Source organism: Rhodococcus sp. NPDC055112, assembly GCF_053607505.1.
Genome location: NZ_JBSGTR010000004.1, coordinates 60,474 through 78,555, shown reverse-complemented (window position 1 = coordinate 78,555; position 18,082 = coordinate 60,474). Strand labels below are relative to the sequence as shown.

Below are 18,082 nucleotides of genomic sequence, written 5' to 3'. Positions count from 1 at the left end.
CCGTGAGCGGGCCCCCCGGTGCCACCGGACCGATCTTCCTCGAGCTCGGGCCGCGTCCGGACGAGAAGGGTCAGCTGGTCCGCCCCGGTGCCCGCGAGGACTACCCTCCCGACGTCCACGCCCGATTGGCGGCGGATGCGGCGGAGATCATCGCGCGCTACGGCGAGACGAGCACGGCGCAGGAGGCGCGCTCGGCGCTGCTGCCACTGTTGCACCTGGTCCAGGCCGAGGACGGCTACCTCACCCCGGCCGGAATCGAGTTCTGCGCAACGCGACTCGGCCTCACCGGGGCCGAGGTCACCGCAGTGGCGACCTTCTACTCGATGTACCGCCGCAATCCGACCGGCGACTTCCACGTCGGGGTCTGCACCAACACGCTCTGTGCGGTCATGGGTGGCGATGCGATCGCCGCCGCCCTCGAGGATCATCTCGGCGTCGGCAACGGCGACACCACCGACGACGGCAAGATCACGCTCGAACGCATCGAGTGCAACGCGGCGTGTGACTTCGCCCCTGTCGTGATGGTCAACTGGGAGTTCTTCGACAACCAGACCCCTGATTCGGCGAGGGAGCTGGTCGACGGCCTTGCGGCAGGCGACGAGGTCACCCCGACCAGGGGCGCCCCGCTGTGCACCTTCCGTGAGACAGCCCGGATCCTCGCCGGGTTCCCGGACACCCGGCCCGGCGCTCTCGAGGCGGGCGGCGGCGCGGGCGATCCCACCGTGGTCGGCCTGCGAATCGCCCGCGAACTGGGGATGGAGGCGCCGGTCGCCGCTCCGCCGCCCGAGCCCGCCGCCTCCCCCGACGAGACGGACCAGCCGCTGGCCGACGCGACTCCGGAGCCGTCGGCCTCGCCCACCTCGTTGTCCCCGGTCCTTAGCCGGTACTGGGACGACCCCAGGTCCTGGACGCTGGAGACCTACCGCAGGCACGACGGCTACCGGGCACTGGACAAGGCCCTGCGCATGGGTCCCGATCAGGTGATCGGGACCGTGAAGGACTCCGGTCTGCGCGGGCGCGGGGGTGCCGGATTCCCCACCGGCACCAAATGGGGGTTCATCCCACAGGAGCGGAGCGGGCCCGCGGCCAAGCCGCACTTCCTGGTCGTGAACGCGGACGAGTCCGAGCCCGGCACCTGCAAGGACATGCCGCTCATCCTGGCCACGCCGCACGCGCTGGTCGAGGGCGTGATCATCGCGGCGTACGCCATCCGCGCCAGCCGCGCCTTCATCTACCTGCGGGGTGAGGTGGTGCCGGTGCTGCGTCGTCTGCAGGCCGCCGTGGCCGAGGCCTACGACGCGGGGTATCTCGGCCCGGACATCCTCGGCTCCGGCTACGACCTGGAGCTGGTGGTGCACGCGGGCGCGGGGGCCTACATCTGCGGCGAGGAGACGGCACTGCTCGATTCGCTCGAGGGCCGCCGCGGGCAACCCCGCCTGCGCCCGCCGTTCCCTGCGGTGGCCGGCCTGTACGCGAGCCCGACCGTGGTCAACAACGTCGAATCGATCGCCAGCGTCCCGCCGATCATCCTGCGCGGGCCGCAGTGGTTCCGCTCCATGGGCAGCATGGAATCGCCCGGCTTCACCCTGTACTCCCTCTCCGGCCACGTCGCCAGGCCAGGACAGTACGAGGCGCCGCTCGGCATCACCCTGCGCGAGCTGCTCGAGTACTCGGGCGGCGTGCGGGCCGGACATTCGCTCAAGTTCTGGACCCCGGGAGGATCGTCGACTCCCCTGTTCACCGCCGATCACCTCGACGTCCCGCTGGACTACGAACACGTCGCGGCGGCGGGCTCGATGCTCGGCACCAAGGCCCTGCAGATATTCGACGAGACCACCTGCGTGGTCCGAGCGGTGTTGCGCTGGACCGAGTTCTACGAGCACGAGTCCTGCGGCAAGTGCACCCCCTGCCGCGAGGGCACCTACTGGCTGGTCCAGATCCTCGAACGCCTGGAGGCAGGCGACGGTACCGAGGCGGACCTGGAGAAACTGCTCGACATCTCCGACAGCATCCTCGGGAAGTCCTTCTGCGCCCTCGGCGACGGCGCTGCCAGCCCGATCATGTCCTCCATCAAGCACTTTCGTGACGAGTACCTGGCGCACTTCGAGCTCGGCCGGTGCCCGTTCGATCCGGACCGGTCCACTCTCGATCCCAGAGGACACATCTGATGACGGCGAACGCGAACAGCGACGCGGCGGAACTGCCCGTCCCCGAGGAACTCGTGTCGGCCACCATCGACGGCGTCCCGATCGCGGTTCCCAAGGGGACGCTGGTGATCCGTGCCGCGGAGATGGTCGGCATCCAGATCCCCCGGTTCTGTGACCATCCGCTGCTCGACCCGGTCGGCGCCTGCCGCCAGTGCCTGGTCGACGTGGAGGGCCAGCGCAAGCCCCTCGCGTCGTGCACCACCACCGTCACGGAAGGTATGACGGTCCACACCCAGCTCACCTCGCCCGTCGCGGACAAGGCGCAACGGGGCGTGATGGAGCTGCTGCTGATCAACCATCCGCTGGACTGCCCCGTCTGCGACAAGGGCGGCGAGTGCCCGCTGCAGAACCAGGCGATGTCCAACGGCCGGACCGAATCGCGGTTCGGCGGGGTCAAACGCACCTTCCCCAAACCGATTCCGCTGTCGTCGGAGGTCCTGCTCGACCGGGAGCGGTGCGTGCTGTGCGCCCGGTGCACCCGCTTCTCCCAGCAGGTCGCGGGCGACCCGTTCATCGAGTTGTTGGAGCGGGGCGCGCTGCAGCAGGTAGGCATCTACGCCAAGGAACCGTTCGAGTCCTACTTCTCGGGCAACACCGTGCAGATCTGCCCGGTCGGCGCGCTGACCGGTGCCGCCTACCGGTTCCGCGCCCGTCCGTTCGACCTGGTGTCCACCCCGAGCGCCTGCGAACACTGCGCCAGCGGTTGTGACCTGCGCACCGATCACCGGCGCGGCACCGTGTTACGCCGGATGGCGGGCGACGACCCGGCGGTGAACGAGGAGTGGAACTGCGACAAGGGCAGGTGGGCGTTCACCTACGCCAGCGCCCCCGATCGCATCACCACACCGATGGTCCGCGCCGACGACGGCACGCTGGCGCCCGCCTCCTGGCCGGAGGCACTGGCCAGGGCTGCGCGCGGTTTGAGCTCTGCAGTCGCTACGGGTACCGGCGTACTGGTGGGCGGGCGGTCCACCCTGGAGGACGCCTACGCCTACGCGAAGTTCGCGCGGATGGTGCTCGGCACCAATGACATCGACTTCCGCAGCAGGCCGCACTCCGCGGAAGAGGCCGACTTCCTGGCCGCCTGGGTCGCCGGCCGTAGCGACTGGTTGCAGGTCGCCCGAAACAACCGCGGCCGTAGCGACTGGTTGCAGGTCGCTCGAAACAACCGCGGCCGTAGCGATTGCTTGCAGGTCGCTCGAAACAACACTGCCGTGACATACCGCGACCTGGAGAACGCGCCGACCGTGCTGCTCGTCGGGTTCGAGCCCGAGGAGGAGTCACCGATCGTCTACCTGCGACTGCGGAAGGCCGCGCGGCTGGGCGCGCTCGTGGTGCAGTCGATCGCGCCGTACGCCAGCCGCGGCCTGGAGAAGATGTCGGGGCGGCTGCTGCGGACCGCTCCTGGCGCCGAGGCGGCGGCGCTCGACTCGCTGTGGGAGTCGGAGCTGCTGCGGGCGGCGGGCGCCGTGATCATGGTCGGCGAGCGCCTTGCGGCCCTCCCGGGCGCGCTGTCCGCCGCGATCCGGCTCGCCGACCGGACAGGGGCCCGGCTGGTGTGGGTACCCCGCCGGGCCGGCGACAGGGGCGCACTGGAGGCGGGCGCCCTCCCCCAACTGCTGCCCGGCGGCAGGCCGGTCGCCGATGACGCCGCCCGCAGGCAGGTGGCACAGGCGTGGGGCCTCACGGATCTGCCTGCGATGCGGGGGCGCGACTCCGCGGACATCCTCGCCGCCGCGCGCGACGGCCGGCTCGGGGCGCTGGTGGTCGGCGGGGTCGAGCCGGGCGACCTGGCCGACCCGCGGGCTGCCCTTGCCGCCATCGAGGCGGCCGGTTTCGTGGTTAGCCTGGAGCTGCGCCACAGTGAGGTCACCGAACGCGCCGACGTGGTGTTCCCCGTCGCCCCGGTGACGGAGAAGCCGGGCACCTTCCTCAACTGGGAGGGCCGCCCCCGCGTGTTCGGCGCCGCGCTTCCGGGCACCGGCGCCATGCCCGACCAGCGGGTGCTGGACGCGATCGCCGATCGGATGGGCACGCCGCTCGGCCTTCCCGACGCCGCGGCCGCGCGCGCCGAACTCGCGCGGCTCGGCCCGTGGGACGGTGCGTCCCCCGCCCCGCCGGACATCGCAGTCGCGGAGCCGACGCGGCCTGGCCCCGGCGAGGCGGTCCTGGCCGGCTGGCGAATGCTGCTGGACTCCGGCCGCATGCAGGACGGGGAGCCGCACCTCGCGGGCACCGCGCGCACACCGGTCCTGCGTCTGTCGGCCGCCACCGCCGCCGAGATCGACTCCGCCGAAGGGGATCCGGTGACCGTGAGCACCGACAGGGGATCGATCACCCTGCCGTTGGCCGTCACGGACCTGCCGGACCGGGTGGTGTGGCTGCCGCTGAACTCCCCCGGGTCCGCGGTGTTCCGTGAGCTCGCCACCCTCCCCGGCGGCCTCGTCCGCATCCATTCCGCGACAACCGGAACGGAGCGGTAGTGGACACGGGATATACAGACCTGTCGGCGTTCGGCCACGATCCGTGGTGGCTCGTGCTCGGCAAGGCCCTGGCGGTCTTCGTCTTCCTCGTCCTGACCCCGTTGCTGGCGATCCTCGCCGAACGCAAGGTGCTGGCCTGGATGCAGATGCGGGTGGGTCCCAACCGGGTCGGTCCGAAGGGAACGCTGCAGAGCCTGGCCGACGGCATCAAGCTGGCGCTCAAGGAGGGCATCGTCCCGAGCGGCGTGGACAGGCCGGTCTACCTGCTGGCTCCGATCATCGCGGTGGTGCCTGCCTTCATGGCCTTCGCCGTGATCCCGTTCGGTCCCGAGGTGTCGATCCTCGGCCACCGGACTCCGCTGCAACTCACCGATCTGCCGGTCGCCGTCCTGTACATCCTCGCGGTCACCTCGGTCGGCGTGTACGGCATCGTGCTCGCCGGGTGGGCGTCGGGCTCCACCTACCCGCTGCTGGGCGGGTTGCGCTCGACGGCACAGGTCATCTCGTACGAGGTCGCGATGGGATTGGCGTTCGCCGCGGTCTTCCTGTGGGCGGGCACCATGGCCACCTCCGGCATCGTCGCCGCGCAAGAGGGCACCTGGTACGTCTTCCTGCTCCTGCCCTCGTTCCTCATCTACGCCACCTCGATGGTCGGCGAGACCAACCGCGCGCCGTTCGACCTCCCGGAGGCCGAGGGCGAGCTGGTCGGCGGCTTCCACACCGAGTACTCCTCGCTCCGCTTCGCGATGTTCATGCTCGCCGAGTACATCAACATGGCGACCGTCTCGGCACTCGCCACCACGCTGTTCCTCGGCGGCTGGCACGCCCCGTGGCCACTGAACATGTGGGACGGCGCGAATTCCGGATGGCTTCCCCTGCTGTGGTTCACGGCCAAGGTCTGGGGCTTCCTGTTCGTGTTCATCTGGTTGCGCGGGACGCTGCCCCGGCTGCGTTACGACCAGTTCATGAACCTCGGCTGGAAGGTCTTGATCCCCGCCGCACTGGTCTGGGTCCTGGTGGTCGCCGCGATGCGGACCCTGCGGAACGAGGGGTACGGCTCCCTGCAGGTCTTCCTCTTCGGCGCGGGGACAGTCGTCGCACTGGTCGCGCTCGGATTGGTGTGGCGACGGATCCGGTCCGCACCGAAGCACGCGGCCGAGCCGGTGCCGCCGGCGACAGGGGGCCCGACCGCACCCCCGGCCGAGGAGCCGTTCGACCCGATGGCAGGCGGTTTCCCTGTTCCGCCGCTACCCGGCCAGAGCCTGCCCGCGTTCCGCCGCACCCCGGTATCCACGGGCGCCACCACCCAGGAGGGCAACGATGGCACAGGAACGTAGCCCACGAAGCGGCCAGAAGGGTCGGTTCCTGACTCCCCTAGCGGGATTCGGCGTGACCTTCCGAACGATGTTCGCGAAGCCCAACACCGAGTTCTATCCGGAAGAGAAGACGCCGACCGCCCCCGGCTTCCACGGCAGGCATCAGCTCAACCGCTACCCGGACGGGCTGGAGAAGTGCATCGGGTGTGAGCTGTGCGCCTGGGCCTGCCCCGCCGACGCCATCTATGTGGAGGGCGCGGACAACACCGAGGCCGAACGCTATTCGCCCGGTGAGCGATACGGCCGCGTGTACCAGATCAACTACCTGCGGTGCATCGGATGCGGACTGTGCATCGAGGCGTGCCCGACCCGGGCGCTGACCATGACCGACGACTACGAGATGGTCGACGACAACCGGGCGGGATTGATCTATGAGAAGGATCGCCTGCTGGCGCCGCTCGATCCCGGCATGACCCCGCCGCCACACCCGATGCAGCCGGGGAGCACGGACAAGGACTACTACCTCGGCACCGTGGTGCCGGACGCGGACGACACGGGCGCGGAGCCCGCGAAGCGCCCCGACGACACAGGCACGGAGCCCGCGGAGCCCCCCGACGGCAAAGGCGCGGAAGGAGGGTCGCACCCGTGAACGCGGTTTCCGCCGCGGCGCACTTCGCCGCCGAGCCCCTCGCCCGCACGTCCACGGGCGAGGCGGTCCAGTTCTGGGTCCTCGCCGTGGTGGCCGTGATCGGCGCCCTTGGCGTCGTATGCGCGACCAAGGCCGTCTATTCGGCGATCTTCCTTGCGCTGACCATGATCATTCTCGCGGTGTTCTACATCGCCCAGGACGCACTCTTTCTCGGCGTCGTGCAGGTCGTCGTCTACACCGGCGCGGTGATGATGCTGTTCCTGTTCGTCCTGATGCTCATCGGCGTCGACTCCTCCGACTCGCTGGTGGAAACGCTTCGCGGCCAACGGGTCGCCGCGATCGTGGCGGGGCTCGGTTTCGGGGTGCTGCTGATCGCGGCCATCGGCACCGCGTCTGTCTACCTGGGCGGCGGCATCGCCGAGCCGGGCGAACTGCCTGCGGGCAACGTCGAGGCCCTCGCGGAACTCATCTTCATCCGCTACGTATGGGCGTTCGAACTGACCGGCGCGCTGCTGATCACCGCGACCATCGGCGCCATGGTGCTGGCTCACCGCGAGCGGTTGTGGCCGCGTGCGGATCAGCGGGAGCTCTCGCGTGACCGGGTTCGCCGGTGGGGCGAGGGGGCCACGGGCGGCGATCGGGTGACCCCGTTGCCGAGTCCCGGCGTCTACGCCCGCAGCAACGCGGTCGACATGCCAGCGCTGCTACCGGACGGGTCGTTCGCCCCGTCGTCGGTCAGCCGCATCCTCCAGCAGCGAGACATCTCGGCACCCGAATCGGATACACCAGGAGAGGAGGGCACGCGGTGAACCCCGAGAACTACCTGTACCTGTCCGCCCTGCTGTTCACCATCGGTGCGGCAGGCGTCCTCGTCCGCCGCAACGCCATCGTCGTGTTCATGTGCATCGAACTGATGCTGAACGCGAGCAACCTGGCGTTCGTGACGTTCGCCCGGATGCACCACAACCTCGACGGCCAGGTCTTCGCGTTCTTCACCATGGTGGTCGCCGCTGCCGAAGTCGTTGTCGGCCTGGCGATCATCATGACCATCTTCCGCACCCGACGTTCGGCCTCGGTCGACGGCGCGAACCTCCTTAGGTACTGACGTGACCGGGGGGATCTGGCTGCTGCCCGCCCTGCCGCTGCTCGGCGCCACGGTGCTGCTGCTCGGCGGCAGGCGAACCGACAAATGGGGCCATCTGTTCGCATGCGGGATGGCGTTGGCGTCTTTCGCGGTCGGTGTCGTGTTCTTCGCCCAGATGCTGGGCCGCGACACCGCCGATCGTGCCCTGTCCGAGGACCTCTTCAGTTGGCTGCCCGCCGCCGGACTGCAGGTGGACTTCGGGCTCCTGCTGGACCAGCTGTCGATCTGCTTCGTGCTGCTCATCACCGGAGTGGGCTCACTGATCCACATCTATTCGGTCGGCTACATGAAAGACGATGTGGCCAAGCGCCGTTTCTTCGCCTACCTCAACCTGTTCCTGGCGGCGATGCTGTTCCTGGTGCTCGCCGACAACTACCTCGGTCTGTATGTCGGGTGGGAGGGCGTCGGCCTGGCCTCCTACCTGCTGATCGGCTTCTGGCAGTTCAAGCCGTCGGCGGCGACCGCGGCAAAGAAGGCCTTCGTGGTCAACCGCGTCGGCGACATCGGCCTGGTCGTCGCGATCATGATGATGTTCGCGACGTTCGGTTCGATCAATTTCAGTGGCGTCTTCGCCGCCGCGGACGGGGCAAGCGAATCCGCTGTCACGGCAATCGGATTGGCGCTGCTGCTCGCGGCGTGCGGCAAGTCGGCCCAGGTGCCGCTGCAGTCCTGGCTCGGCGACGCGATGGAGGGCCCGACGCCGGTGTCGGCGCTGATCCACGCCGCCACCATGGTCACGGCGGGCGTCTATCTCATAGTCCGGTCCAATGTGATCTTCGATCTGGCACCGGGCGCGCAGCTCGCCGTCGTGGTGGTCGGCGCGGTCACCCTGCTGTTCGGCGCGATAATCGGCTGCGCCAAGGACGACATCAAGAAGGCGCTGGCGGCGTCGACGATGAGCCAGATCGGCTACATGGTGCTCGCCGCGGGCCTCGGCCCCGCGGGCTACGCATTCGCGATCATGCACCTCCTCACCCACGGCTTCTTCAAGGCGGGACTGTTCCTCGGCGCCGGGTCGGTGATGCACGGCATGAACGACGAGACCGACATGCGCCGCTACGGCGGATTGCGGGCATTCATGCCGATCACCTTCGTCACGTTCGGATTCGGCTATCTGGCGATCCTCGGTATCCCCCCGTTCTCCGGCTACTTCTCGAAGGACAAGATCATCGAGGCGGCGTTCGGCGCGGGCGGCCTCGAGGGCGTCGCCGCCGGGTCCGCCGCCCTGCTCGGGGCCGGCATCACCGCCTTCTACATGACCCGGGTGATGCTGCTGACGTTCTTCGGCACGCCCCGATGGCGAGCGGAGCCTGCGGAGCGCCCAGAAGGCACAGTCGCCCACCCGCACGAGTCGCCGGGCGTGATGACGTGGCCGATGATCCTCATCGCGATCGGTTCGGTCACCTCCGGCGCGATCCTGGCCTTCGGTGGGGCGCTCCAGCATTGGCTCGAACCGGTGGTCGGCGCCCACCACCCCGATCTCGCCGTCCCCGTGTGGGTGATCACCGTGACCACCCTGGTCGTGGTGCTGGCCGGTGTCGCGGTGGCCTATCGGCAATACGCGGGGCAGAAGATCCCCGAGGTCGCGCCCGCCGCGGTCTCCCCACTCACCGTCGCGGCTCGCAGGGATCTGTACGGCGACGCAGTCAACGAGGCGGTGTTCATGCGTCCTGGCCAACATCTGACGCGGTGGCTCGGGTACTTCGACGGCAGGGGCATCGACGGCGCGGTGAGCGGGTTGGCCGCGGCGATCGGTGGCGCCTCGGCGCGAATCCGACGGCTGCAGACCGGGTTTGTCCGGACCTACGCCCTGTACATGTTCGCGGGCGCGGGCGCGGTGGCCGCGACGATGGTGCTGGTGGGTCTGCGATGAGCATGCCCTGGTTGACCGCGATCTGGGTGGCACCGCTCGTCGGCGCCGCCGCCGTCCTGGCGCTGCCCGCAGACAAGCACCGGCTCGCCCGGTCCTTCGCGCTCGGCACCGCGCTCGTGGTGCTCGCGCTGGCCGTGTCGGTCGCGATCGGTTTCGATCCGGCGGGCTCGCAGTACCAGTACGTCGAGTCACACGCCTGGATCCCGGCCTTCGGCACCCGGTACACCCTCGGGGTCGACGGCATCGCGCTGATGATGGTGCTGCTGACGACCGTGCTGGTGCCGCTGCTGCTGCTGGCGGGCTGGAACGACGTCCCCGAGCCGGAGCCGATCGGCAGGCGCAGGATCCACTTCTACGTGGCGCTCATCCTGGTGGTCGAGTCGATGGTGCTGGTGTCGTTCACCGCCCTCGACATCCTGCTGTTTTACGTGTTCTTCGAGGCGATGCTGCTCCCGATGTATTTCCTCATCGGCGGATTCGGCGGGACCGAGGCCGTCGCGGTGACCAGGCGGGCAGGCGTGCACCGGTCCCGCGCGGCGGTGAAGTTCCTGCTGTACAACCTGTTCGGCGGCCTGATCATGCTTGCCGCGGTGATCGGTCTGTATGTGGTGACCGTGCGCGAGGGCAGCCAGCTACCGGGAGGGACCTTCGACTTCCGCGAGATCGTCGCGGCCGCCTCCACGGGCGGGCTCGGCGTCGATCCCGGCGTTCTCAACGCGCTGTTCCTCGGCTTCATGTTCGCCTTCGCGGTGAAGGCACCGCTGTGGCCGTTCCACACCTGGCTGCCGGGCGCGGCCACCGCCGCCACCCCGGCCACCGCCGTGCTCATGATGGCCGTCGTCGACAAGGTCGGCACCTTCGCGATGCTCCGCTACTGCCTGCAGCTGTTCCCCGAGTCCTCCGCGTACTTCGCGCCGCTCGTCGTAACGCTGGCGGTGATCGGCATCGTCTACGGCGCGCTGCTGGCGATCGGCCAGACCGACGTGATGCGGCTGATCGCGTACACGTCGATCTCGCACTTCGGGTTCATCATTCTCGGCATCTTCGCGATGACCAGTCAGGGACAGGCGGGCTCGACGCTGTACATGGTCAACCACGGCATCTCGACCGCGGCCCTGTTCCTGGTGGCCGGATTCCTGGTCTCCCGCCGCGGCACCAGGGCCATCGCCGCGTACGGCGGCGTGCAGAAGGTAGCCCCTGTGATGGCAGGCACCTTCCTCGTCGCGGGCCTCGCCACCCTGTCCCTGCCCGGGCTGGCCCCGTTCGTGAGCGAGTTCCTGGTCCTGGTCGGCACTTTCACCCGCTACCCGGCCGCCGCCCTGATCGCGACCAGCGCGCTGGTTCTCGCCGCGATCTACGTGCTGTGGCTGTACCAACGCGTGATGACCGGTCCGGTGACCGAGGACAACAAGCGCATCCGCGACCTGGTGCCCCGCGAACTCGCGGTCGTGGCCCCGCTGATCGCGCTGCTCCTCGTCCTCGGCTTCTACCCGAAACCGGTCCTCGACATCGTCAACCCCGCGGTCAGTCAGATCATGACCACGATCGGTCAGCATGACCCCGCACCGACCGGCCCGGCCCTCACCGGCCTCGTCGCCGATCAGGACAACCACGGAGGTGCGCCCCGATGAGGTCCCACGCAGCCCTCGCCCAGGCGGCACTGCCCGCGCCGGACATCGAATACGGCAGGCTCGCACCGATGTTGATCGTGTTCGGGGTTGCTGTCGTGGCGGTGATCGTCGAGGCGTTCGCGCCGACCCGGGGCCGCCTCACCAGCCACCTGGTGCTCAGTCTCGGCGGTCTCGGCGCTGCGTTCGTCGCGGTCGTGCTGCTGAGGGGAGATCACGGCACCGCCGTGATGGGCGCGGTCGTCGTCGACGGCCCCACCCTGTTTCTGCAGGGCACGATCCTGCTGGTCTCGATCCTCGCGGTGTTGCTGATCGCCGAACGCAGTGGACTGCGGTCCGCGGTCGGGGCCGGACGGTCGGCGCGCGCCTCGGTCCCGAATCCGGCGGCCGGGGTCGGCGGCATCGATGCCTTCGCTCCGCAGGCGGCCGCGGTGCCCGGCAGCGTCGACGAGCTGGAGGCGACCAAGGCGGGGGTGATGCAGACCGAGGTGTTCCCGCTCACGCTCTTCGCGATCGGTGGGATGTTGCTGTTCCCCGCGGCGGGTGACCTGCTCACCATGTTCGTCGCGCTCGAGGTGCTGTCGCTGCCCCTGTACCTGCTCTGCGGACTGGCCCGGCACCGGCGCCTGCTCTCCCAGGAGGCAGCGCTGAAGTACTTCCTGCTCGGCGCGTTCTCCTCGGCGTTCTTTCTCTACGGCGTGGCGTTGCTGTACGGCTACGCGGGCACGGTGCGGCTCGCGGGCATCGCCGACGCGATCGCCGACGGCGGCGAGCAGCGGCCGGTGCTGGCGCTGCTCGGTGCCGGGCTGCTGAGCGTGGGCCTGCTGTTCAAAGTCGGTGCGGTGCCGTTCCATTCGTGGGTGCCCGATGTGTATCAGGGCGCCCCCACCCCGATCACCGCGTTCATGGCGGCTGCCGTCAAGGTCGCCGCGTTCGGCGCCATGCTCCGCATCTTCTACGTCGCGCTGCCGGACCTGCGGGCGGACTGGCGCCCGATGCTGTGGGCCGTCGCCATCGCGACCATGCTGATCGGTGCCGTGCTTGCGATCACCCAGACCGACGTCAAACGCATGCTCGCGTATTCGGCAATCGCCCACACCGGATTCATCCTCACCGGCCTGATCGCCGGGAACGACGCGGGACTCTCGGCGACGATGTTCTATCTGCTCGCCTATGGCTTCAGCACGCTCGGCGCCTTCGCCTGCGTGATGTTGGTCCGGGACGGGCACCAGGAAGCCACCGACATGGCCTGCTGGGCCGGCCTCGGCCGGCGTTCACCGCTGTTCGCCGCGGTCTTCGCCCTGTTCCTGCTCTCCTTCGCGGGAATCCCGTTGACCAGTGGGTTCGTCGGAAAGTTCGCGGTGTTCCGGGCCGCCGCCGAGGGCGGGGCCGTACCCCTCGTCATCGTCGGCGTGATCAGCAGCGCGATCGCCGCGTTCTTCTACGTGCGGGTCATCGTGCTGATGTACTTCTCCGACCCGACGCCGGAATCCGAGGCGACGACGGTCGTCGTGCCCAGCACCGCGACCGCGGCCGCGATCTGCCTGTGCGCCGTCGTCACGCTGATGCTCGGGATACTGCCGCAGCCTGTGCTCGACCTGGCGGACCGGGCGGCGGAGTTCCTCCGCTGACGCGAAGCGCCGGGCTACTAGCTCCCGAGACGGTCCGTGTCGGTGACGTTCGCGAGCCGCACCTGCCCCTTGGCGACCAGGCGGTCCCGCTCGTCCACCACGGCGACCTGCCACAGCTGCTGCGTGCGGCCGCGGTGCACCGGCGTCGCCTCGGCGAAGAGCACGCCGTCGCGGGTGGCCCGCAGGAAGTCGGTGTTGTTGTTGACGCCGACCACATGCCCCCGGTCACCCAGCCAGATGCTGCCCGCGATGCTGGCGAGCGTCTCCACGACGGCGCAGTGCACGCCACCGTTCATGATGCCCGCCGGCTGGTACAGCTCGGGACGGACCGTCCACTTGGCACGGACCCGGTCGCCACTGAGTTCGGTGTACTCGAGCCCGAGCACCTCACCGAATCCCTTGTTGAGGAACGGGGTTGCGGCCGCGGGGTCCATTCCGGACAGATCGCTCATCGAGGACACGTTGCTCATCTTCACACTCCATGGTTGCGGCCGGTCGAGTGAATGTACCTTTCGCCCGAAATGCCGACGGGCCCCACACCCGAAGATGTGGGGCCCGTCGCGGGGAAGGACCGGGAGTCTCTGCAGCCCTCAGGACTCCGGCGCGGTCCGATCATTCACGTTCCGGAAATGACTATAGGCAAGCCTGGCCTAACTTGCAAGCGCCGCTACGACGCCGCGGCGAAGCGCCGACCGGTCGGCACGTGCCCGGACCGGCACCCCGGCACCCTCGAAGGCGTCGAGAAGGCCCTGCCCCCTGCGCATCGCCGCGGACTCACCCACCCCGCCGAGGATCGGGACCAGCGTGGCGGCGCCGAGGATCGCCTCACCGACCATGGCCCACAGGCGCGATCGATCGAGCGGCACGATCAGGTCGAGCGCATCGAAGAACGCGACCAGCGCGGTGTGGCAGCGGTGCGCGGTCCACACCAGCAGGGCACCCTCGCACGGCAACGTCACCGCGGCGCGCGTCCCGGCCCAGCGGTCACCGGGCAGCACCCGGAGGACCGGATCACTCACACCTGCCCAGTCGATGCAGCCGTCGCTGTCCATGTGCAACCACAGGTTCTCCAGGCCCGGATCCCAGGCCCGCCCCTCCAGCACCACCAGCGACGCCACCCGGCCGATCACCGCATGGATGAGCGCGGTCGCCACCGAGGCGGCGGCCGCCTCCGGATCGCAGAGGTCCGCCAGCGCCCGCTCGACCATCCGCTCGAGGCGGTCGCCGTGAATCCCCTCGACGGCGGACCACCAGCGACGCTTGCCCTGGTCGGCCATCAGCGCGACGGCGTACACCCGCGGATACTCCGGATAGATGCTCCGAAGCCGGAGACAGGAGTCGTCGAGCGCGGCGGCCGGGTCGTTCCCCACCGGTTTCACCGAAACGGCGGTCGATGACACTGCGAACGGGGGCGCTGCGATGGATGACACTGCTCACTCCTGGGTCGGCGACATTCGGACAACTCGACAGGACGACCGCTTGCGGGTCGCCCCTTCAGCACAGGACGACCGCTTGCGGGTCGACCGCGAATGTAGGTTAGCCTAACCATCACTTGCGGGCGAGCGGGAGCCGAACCCCCGGGCGGGGATAGGGTTCCGTAACCTAATCTCGCAAGCTTGCGCCTCGCCGATCAGGAGCCCCCGACCGTGACGTCCACCCCCACACCCGGTTCGGTCGCCGCTGGCCCCGGGCCGACTGAGACCCGGGGGACCCACCCGACCGAGATCTACGGTTCGCTGGAGATCCCGAGCGGGCCCGCACCGCTGCAACGCCGGCTGCTCGCCGCCCTCGCGGACCTCGGCGTGGTCGCCCTTCCCCTTGTCATCGGCTGGTTCATCGTCGACTCCTTGCGCGACGACAACGGCGGCGGCCAGATGGATCGCGCGGTCTTCGGCGGCGTCGCGCTGATCACCGCCGCCGCCCTGCTCGTCTGGAACCGCGGCAGCAGGGAGGGCGCCACGGGCCAGAGCATCGGCAAGGGCTGGCTGGGCCTGGTGACCCGGGATGCCAAGTCCGGCCGGCCACTGGGCACCCGCCGGGCCCTGCTCCCCCGCACCGGCGCCGAGGTCGTCCGGCTCAAGACCGCGGTCGCGGAGGGCTTCGCCCCGATCCGCCGCGACACCTCGATGGCCGCGATCCGCAAGCGCCGACTGCTCGGACTCGCACTCCTCGTGCTGCTGCTCGCCGCGGCCGCCCTCGCCAGCGTCGCCGTCGGCGCCCGGCCGATGACCTTCGCCGAGATCTTCCACGCGCTGTTCACCCCGACCGGCCTCGACACCGACCTGGTGGTACGGACCCTGCGGGTGCCGCGCACCGCCCTCGGGATCGCCGTCGGCATCGCACTCGGCATCGCGGGCGCGCTGATCCAGGGCCACACCCGCAACCCGCTCGCCGACGCCGGCCTGCTCGGACTCAACGGCGGCGCCGCGTTCTTCGTGGTGCTCTCGATCTACCTGTTCGGGCTGGCCGGACCGAACGAGTACCTGTGGTTCGCCTTCGCCGGATCCCTCGCCGCGAGCATCGTCGTGTTCGGTATCTCGTCGATCGGCAACGGCAGATCGAGCCCGTTGAGCCTCGCGCTCGCCGGTGCCGCGGTGGCGATGTTCCTCAGCGCCATGACGAACACCGTCATCCTGCTCGACCAGACCAGCCTCGACGGCTACCGGTTCTGGGTCGTCGGCTCCATCGCCGGTCGCGGACCCGAGGTGCTCTGGCAGGTGCTGCCGTTCCTGGTGATCGGCGCGCTGATCGCGATGGCGAGCACCCCGAGCCTGAACGTGCTCAGCCTCGGCGACGACGTCGCCCGGGGCCTCGGCACCAACATCGTGTTGAGCCGGACGATCGGCATCATCGCGATCACCCTGCTCACCGGAGCCGCCACCGCAGCCTGTGGCCCGATCGCCTTCGTCGGACTGGTGGTACCCCATGTCGCCCGGTCGATCACCGGCCCGGACTATCGCTGGCTGGTGCCCTACGCCGGCATCATCGGCGCGATCATGGTCCTGCTCGCTGACGTGATCGGCCGCGTCGTGGTCCGCCCCGGCGAACTCCAGGTGGGCATCGTGTTGGCGCTCTTCGGCGCACCGTTCTTCGTCGCGCTCGTCCGGCGCAGAAAGCTGGTGTCGCTGTGAGCCTTATCGACGACAAGGTCGAACTCCCCACCACCGTGCCGTCGCGCCCGGGGTTCCGGGTCGGGCCGGTCTCGCTGGTCCGCCGCACCAGCATGGTTGCGATCACCGCAGGCCTGCTGCTCGCCGCGTTCCTGCTGCTGTGCATCAACATCGGCCGCGGCGACTTCGCGATCTCGGTGCCGACCGTCGCCGAGATCCTCTTCGGCGGCGGCACCAAGGTCGAGCGGTTCATCGTGATGGACCTGCGCCTGCCTCGCGCCCTCACCGCACTGCTCACCGGGCTCGCGCTGGGCATCTCCGGCGCGATCACCCAGTCCATCCTGCGCAATCCCCTGGCCAGCCCGGACCTGTTGGGCATCACCGCAGGGGCCAGCGCGGCCGCCGTGGCCCTCATCGTGCTGGCGGGCGGCGGCAGCTTCGTGGGACTGCTCGCGGTGCTCGGCATCCCGATCGCGGCGTTGATCGGCGGCATCGCGACCGCCGTCATCATCTACGCGCTCGCGTGGCGCGGCGGAGTCCAGGGCTACCGGGTGGTGCTGATCGGCATCGGGTTCAACGCCATGCTGATCGCCGCGATCCAGTGGATGCTGATCTCCGCCGACATCAACGACGTCGCACGCGCGCAGGTCTGGCTCAACGGCTCCCTCAACGGGAGCGACTGGGCGCAGGTCTGGCCGGTCGCGATCGGCGTCGCGGTGGTCGGCACGATCGCGCTGATCTCCTCGTTCACCCTGGGCGCGCTGCGTCTCGGCGACGACAACGCGCGCGCGCTCGGCGTCCGACTCCAGGCCGGTCAGGCCACCCTGCTGCTTGCCGCGGTGGCCCTCGCCTCCATCGCGACAGCAGCCGTCGGCCCGATCGGGTTCGTCGCACTGTGCGCGCCGCAGCTCGCACTCCGGATGCTGCGGACCGCGGGGCCGCCGATCCTGGCCTCCGGCCTGGTCGGAGCCGTTCTTGTGATCGGCAGCGACGTCATCGCACGCACCATCCTTCCCGTCGAGCTCCCCGTCGGCATCGTGACCTCCGCCCTCGGCGGACCGTTCCTGCTGTACTTGCTCGTCCGCAACAATCGAAAGGTGTCGGTCTGATGAGCGAGCTCACCACCGAGCACACCGTGCCCCGGCTCGCGGCCGAGGCCCTCACGGTCGGCTACGGCGACCGCATCATCGTCGACGGGCTCGACCTCGAGATCCCGACCGGCGTGGTGACGACGGTGATCGGGCCGAACGGCTGCGGCAAGTCCACCCTGCTCCGCTCGCTCGGCCGACTGCTCAAGCCGAAGTCCGGCCAGGTGCTGCTCGACGGCAAGGCCATCTCCAGTCTCAAGACCAAGGACGTCGCGCGCACCCTCGGGATGCTGCCGCAGGCACCCGTCGCGCCCGAGGGATTGACCGTGGCCGACCTCGTCGCCCGCGGACGGCACCCGCACCAGTCCTGGATCCGGCAGTGGTCCGCCGACGACGAGGGCGAGGTGGCCAGGGCGCTGGCCCTGACCGGGGTTTCCGAGCTCGCGGACCGGCCGGTCGACCAGCTCTCCGGCGGTCAGCGCCAGCGCGCCTGGATCTCGATGGCGCTCGCCCAGGGCACCGACATCCTGCTGCTCGACGAGCCGACCACGTACCTGGACCTGGCGCATTCGGTCGAGGTCCTCGACCTGGTGGACCGGATGCACGAGGAGCTCGGACGCACGGTGGTGATGGTGCTGCACGACCTGAACCTCGCCATCCGCTACAGCGACCGCCTGATCGTCATGTCCGAGGGCGCGGTCGTCGCGTCCGGCACCCCGAGCGAGGTCATCTCGGAGGAGCTGCTGTTGAAGGTGTTCGGGCTCGAGGCTCGCGTCATCGAGGACCCCGTCTCGGACCGACCGCTGATCGTGCCCATCGGGACCCGGCACGTGTACGGGTCGATCGGTGGACCGGTGGCCGAGGCCGACGCGGTGGGCGTGGGCTCGGCCTGAGGTCGGTTGTTTTCGAGCGACCTGCAAGCAGTCGCTAGCGGCAGGCACTTTCGAGCGACC

At 69.6% G+C, this 18,082-nt stretch carries 14 protein-coding genes; 12 read left to right on the top strand and 2 right to left on the bottom strand.

Annotation, left to right across the window (positions count from 1 at the left end; all coding sequences use genetic code 11):
- Nucleotides 1–2 precede the first annotated feature (2 nt).
- The 9 genes from nuoF to nuoN are packed head-to-tail and all read left to right on the top strand — an operon-like array spanning nucleotide 3 to nucleotide 12,931.
- On the top strand, nucleotides 3–2,168 hold the full coding sequence (gene nuoF, locus ACWFRB_RS03710) for an NADH-quinone oxidoreductase subunit NuoF (RefSeq protein ID WP_452638921.1): 2,166 nt from the start codon (nucleotides 3–5) through the stop codon (nucleotides 2,166–2,168).
- Nucleotides 2,168–4,690 carry an NADH-quinone oxidoreductase subunit NuoG gene (gene nuoG / locus ACWFRB_RS03705; protein ID WP_452638919.1) on the top strand — a complete coding sequence of 841 codons (2,523 nt, stop codon included), beginning with the start codon at nucleotides 2,168–2,170 and terminating at the stop codon, nucleotides 4,688–4,690. Before nuoF ends, nuoG begins: the two co-directional genes overlap by 1 nt.
- Nucleotides 4,690–6,027: an NADH-quinone oxidoreductase subunit NuoH gene (gene nuoH, locus ACWFRB_RS03700; RefSeq protein ID WP_452638918.1), complete on the top strand. Its 1,338-nt coding sequence runs from the start codon at nucleotides 4,690–4,692 to the stop codon at nucleotides 6,025–6,027. Before nuoG ends, nuoH begins: the two co-directional genes overlap by 1 nt.
- Nucleotides 6,011–6,655 (top strand): NADH-quinone oxidoreductase subunit NuoI, encoded by a 645-nt coding sequence (gene nuoI / locus ACWFRB_RS03695; RefSeq protein ID WP_452638917.1) that lies wholly within the window; start codon nucleotides 6,011–6,013, stop codon nucleotides 6,653–6,655. Before nuoH ends, nuoI begins: the two co-directional genes overlap by 17 nt.
- The gene (locus ACWFRB_RS03690; RefSeq protein WP_452638915.1) at nucleotides 6,652–7,464 is read left to right on the top strand and encodes an NADH-quinone oxidoreductase subunit J; all 813 of its coding nucleotides are present in this window, start codon (nucleotides 6,652–6,654) and stop codon (nucleotides 7,462–7,464) included. The genes nuoI and ACWFRB_RS03690 overlap by 4 nt, the downstream gene beginning before the upstream one ends.
- On the top strand, nucleotides 7,461–7,760 hold the full coding sequence (gene nuoK / locus ACWFRB_RS03685) for an NADH-quinone oxidoreductase subunit NuoK (protein ID WP_452638913.1): 300 nt from the start codon (nucleotides 7,461–7,463) through the stop codon (nucleotides 7,758–7,760). The genes ACWFRB_RS03690 and nuoK overlap by 4 nt, the downstream gene beginning before the upstream one ends.
- 1 nt (nucleotide 7,761) lies before the next feature.
- Nucleotides 7,762–9,672: an NADH-quinone oxidoreductase subunit L gene (gene nuoL, locus ACWFRB_RS03680; protein ID WP_452638911.1), complete on the top strand. Its 1,911-nt coding sequence runs from the start codon at nucleotides 7,762–7,764 to the stop codon at nucleotides 9,670–9,672.
- On the top strand, nucleotides 9,669–11,303 hold the full coding sequence (locus ACWFRB_RS03675) for an NADH-quinone oxidoreductase subunit M (RefSeq protein WP_452638909.1): 1,635 nt from the start codon (nucleotides 9,669–9,671) through the stop codon (nucleotides 11,301–11,303). The genes nuoL and ACWFRB_RS03675 overlap by 4 nt, the downstream gene beginning before the upstream one ends.
- Nucleotides 11,300–12,931, top strand: coding sequence for an NADH-quinone oxidoreductase subunit NuoN (gene nuoN, locus ACWFRB_RS03670; protein WP_452638907.1), 1,632 nt, complete (start codon nucleotides 11,300–11,302; stop codon nucleotides 12,929–12,931). The genes ACWFRB_RS03675 and nuoN overlap by 4 nt, the downstream gene beginning before the upstream one ends.
- A gap of 17 nt (nucleotides 12,932–12,948) precedes the next feature.
- On the opposite strand, the gene ACWFRB_RS03665 is transcribed toward nuoN, so the two are convergent.
- A complete protein-coding gene (locus ACWFRB_RS03665; RefSeq protein ID WP_452639021.1) occupies nucleotides 12,949–13,383 on the bottom strand; it encodes a PaaI family thioesterase in 435 nt (144 codons plus the stop codon).
- 198 nt (nucleotides 13,384–13,581) lie between these two features.
- Nucleotides 13,582–14,310: a hypothetical protein gene (locus tag ACWFRB_RS03660; protein WP_452638905.1), complete on the bottom strand. Its 729-nt coding sequence runs from the start codon at nucleotides 14,308–14,310 to the stop codon at nucleotides 13,582–13,584.
- Between the two features lie 345 nt (nucleotides 14,311–14,655).
- Between ACWFRB_RS03660 and ACWFRB_RS03655 the strand changes: the two genes are divergently transcribed.
- The 3 genes from ACWFRB_RS03655 to ACWFRB_RS03645 are packed head-to-tail and all read left to right on the top strand — an operon-like array spanning nucleotide 14,656 to nucleotide 18,022.
- Complete coding sequence (locus ACWFRB_RS03655) at nucleotides 14,656–16,062, top strand: iron chelate uptake ABC transporter family permease subunit (protein ID WP_452639020.1); 1,407 nt, start codon at nucleotides 14,656–14,658, stop codon at nucleotides 16,060–16,062.
- Nucleotides 16,059–17,150 carry a FecCD family ABC transporter permease gene (locus tag ACWFRB_RS03650; RefSeq protein ID WP_452638903.1) on the top strand — a complete coding sequence of 364 codons (1,092 nt, stop codon included), beginning with the start codon at nucleotides 16,059–16,061 and terminating at the stop codon, nucleotides 17,148–17,150. The genes ACWFRB_RS03655 and ACWFRB_RS03650 overlap by 4 nt, the downstream gene beginning before the upstream one ends.
- Entirely contained in the window at nucleotides 17,150–18,022 is an 873-nt protein-coding gene (locus tag ACWFRB_RS03645) for an ABC transporter ATP-binding protein (protein WP_452638901.1), read from the top strand. Before ACWFRB_RS03650 ends, ACWFRB_RS03645 begins: the two co-directional genes overlap by 1 nt.
- The last annotated feature ends 60 nt before the right edge of the window (nucleotides 18,023–18,082 follow it).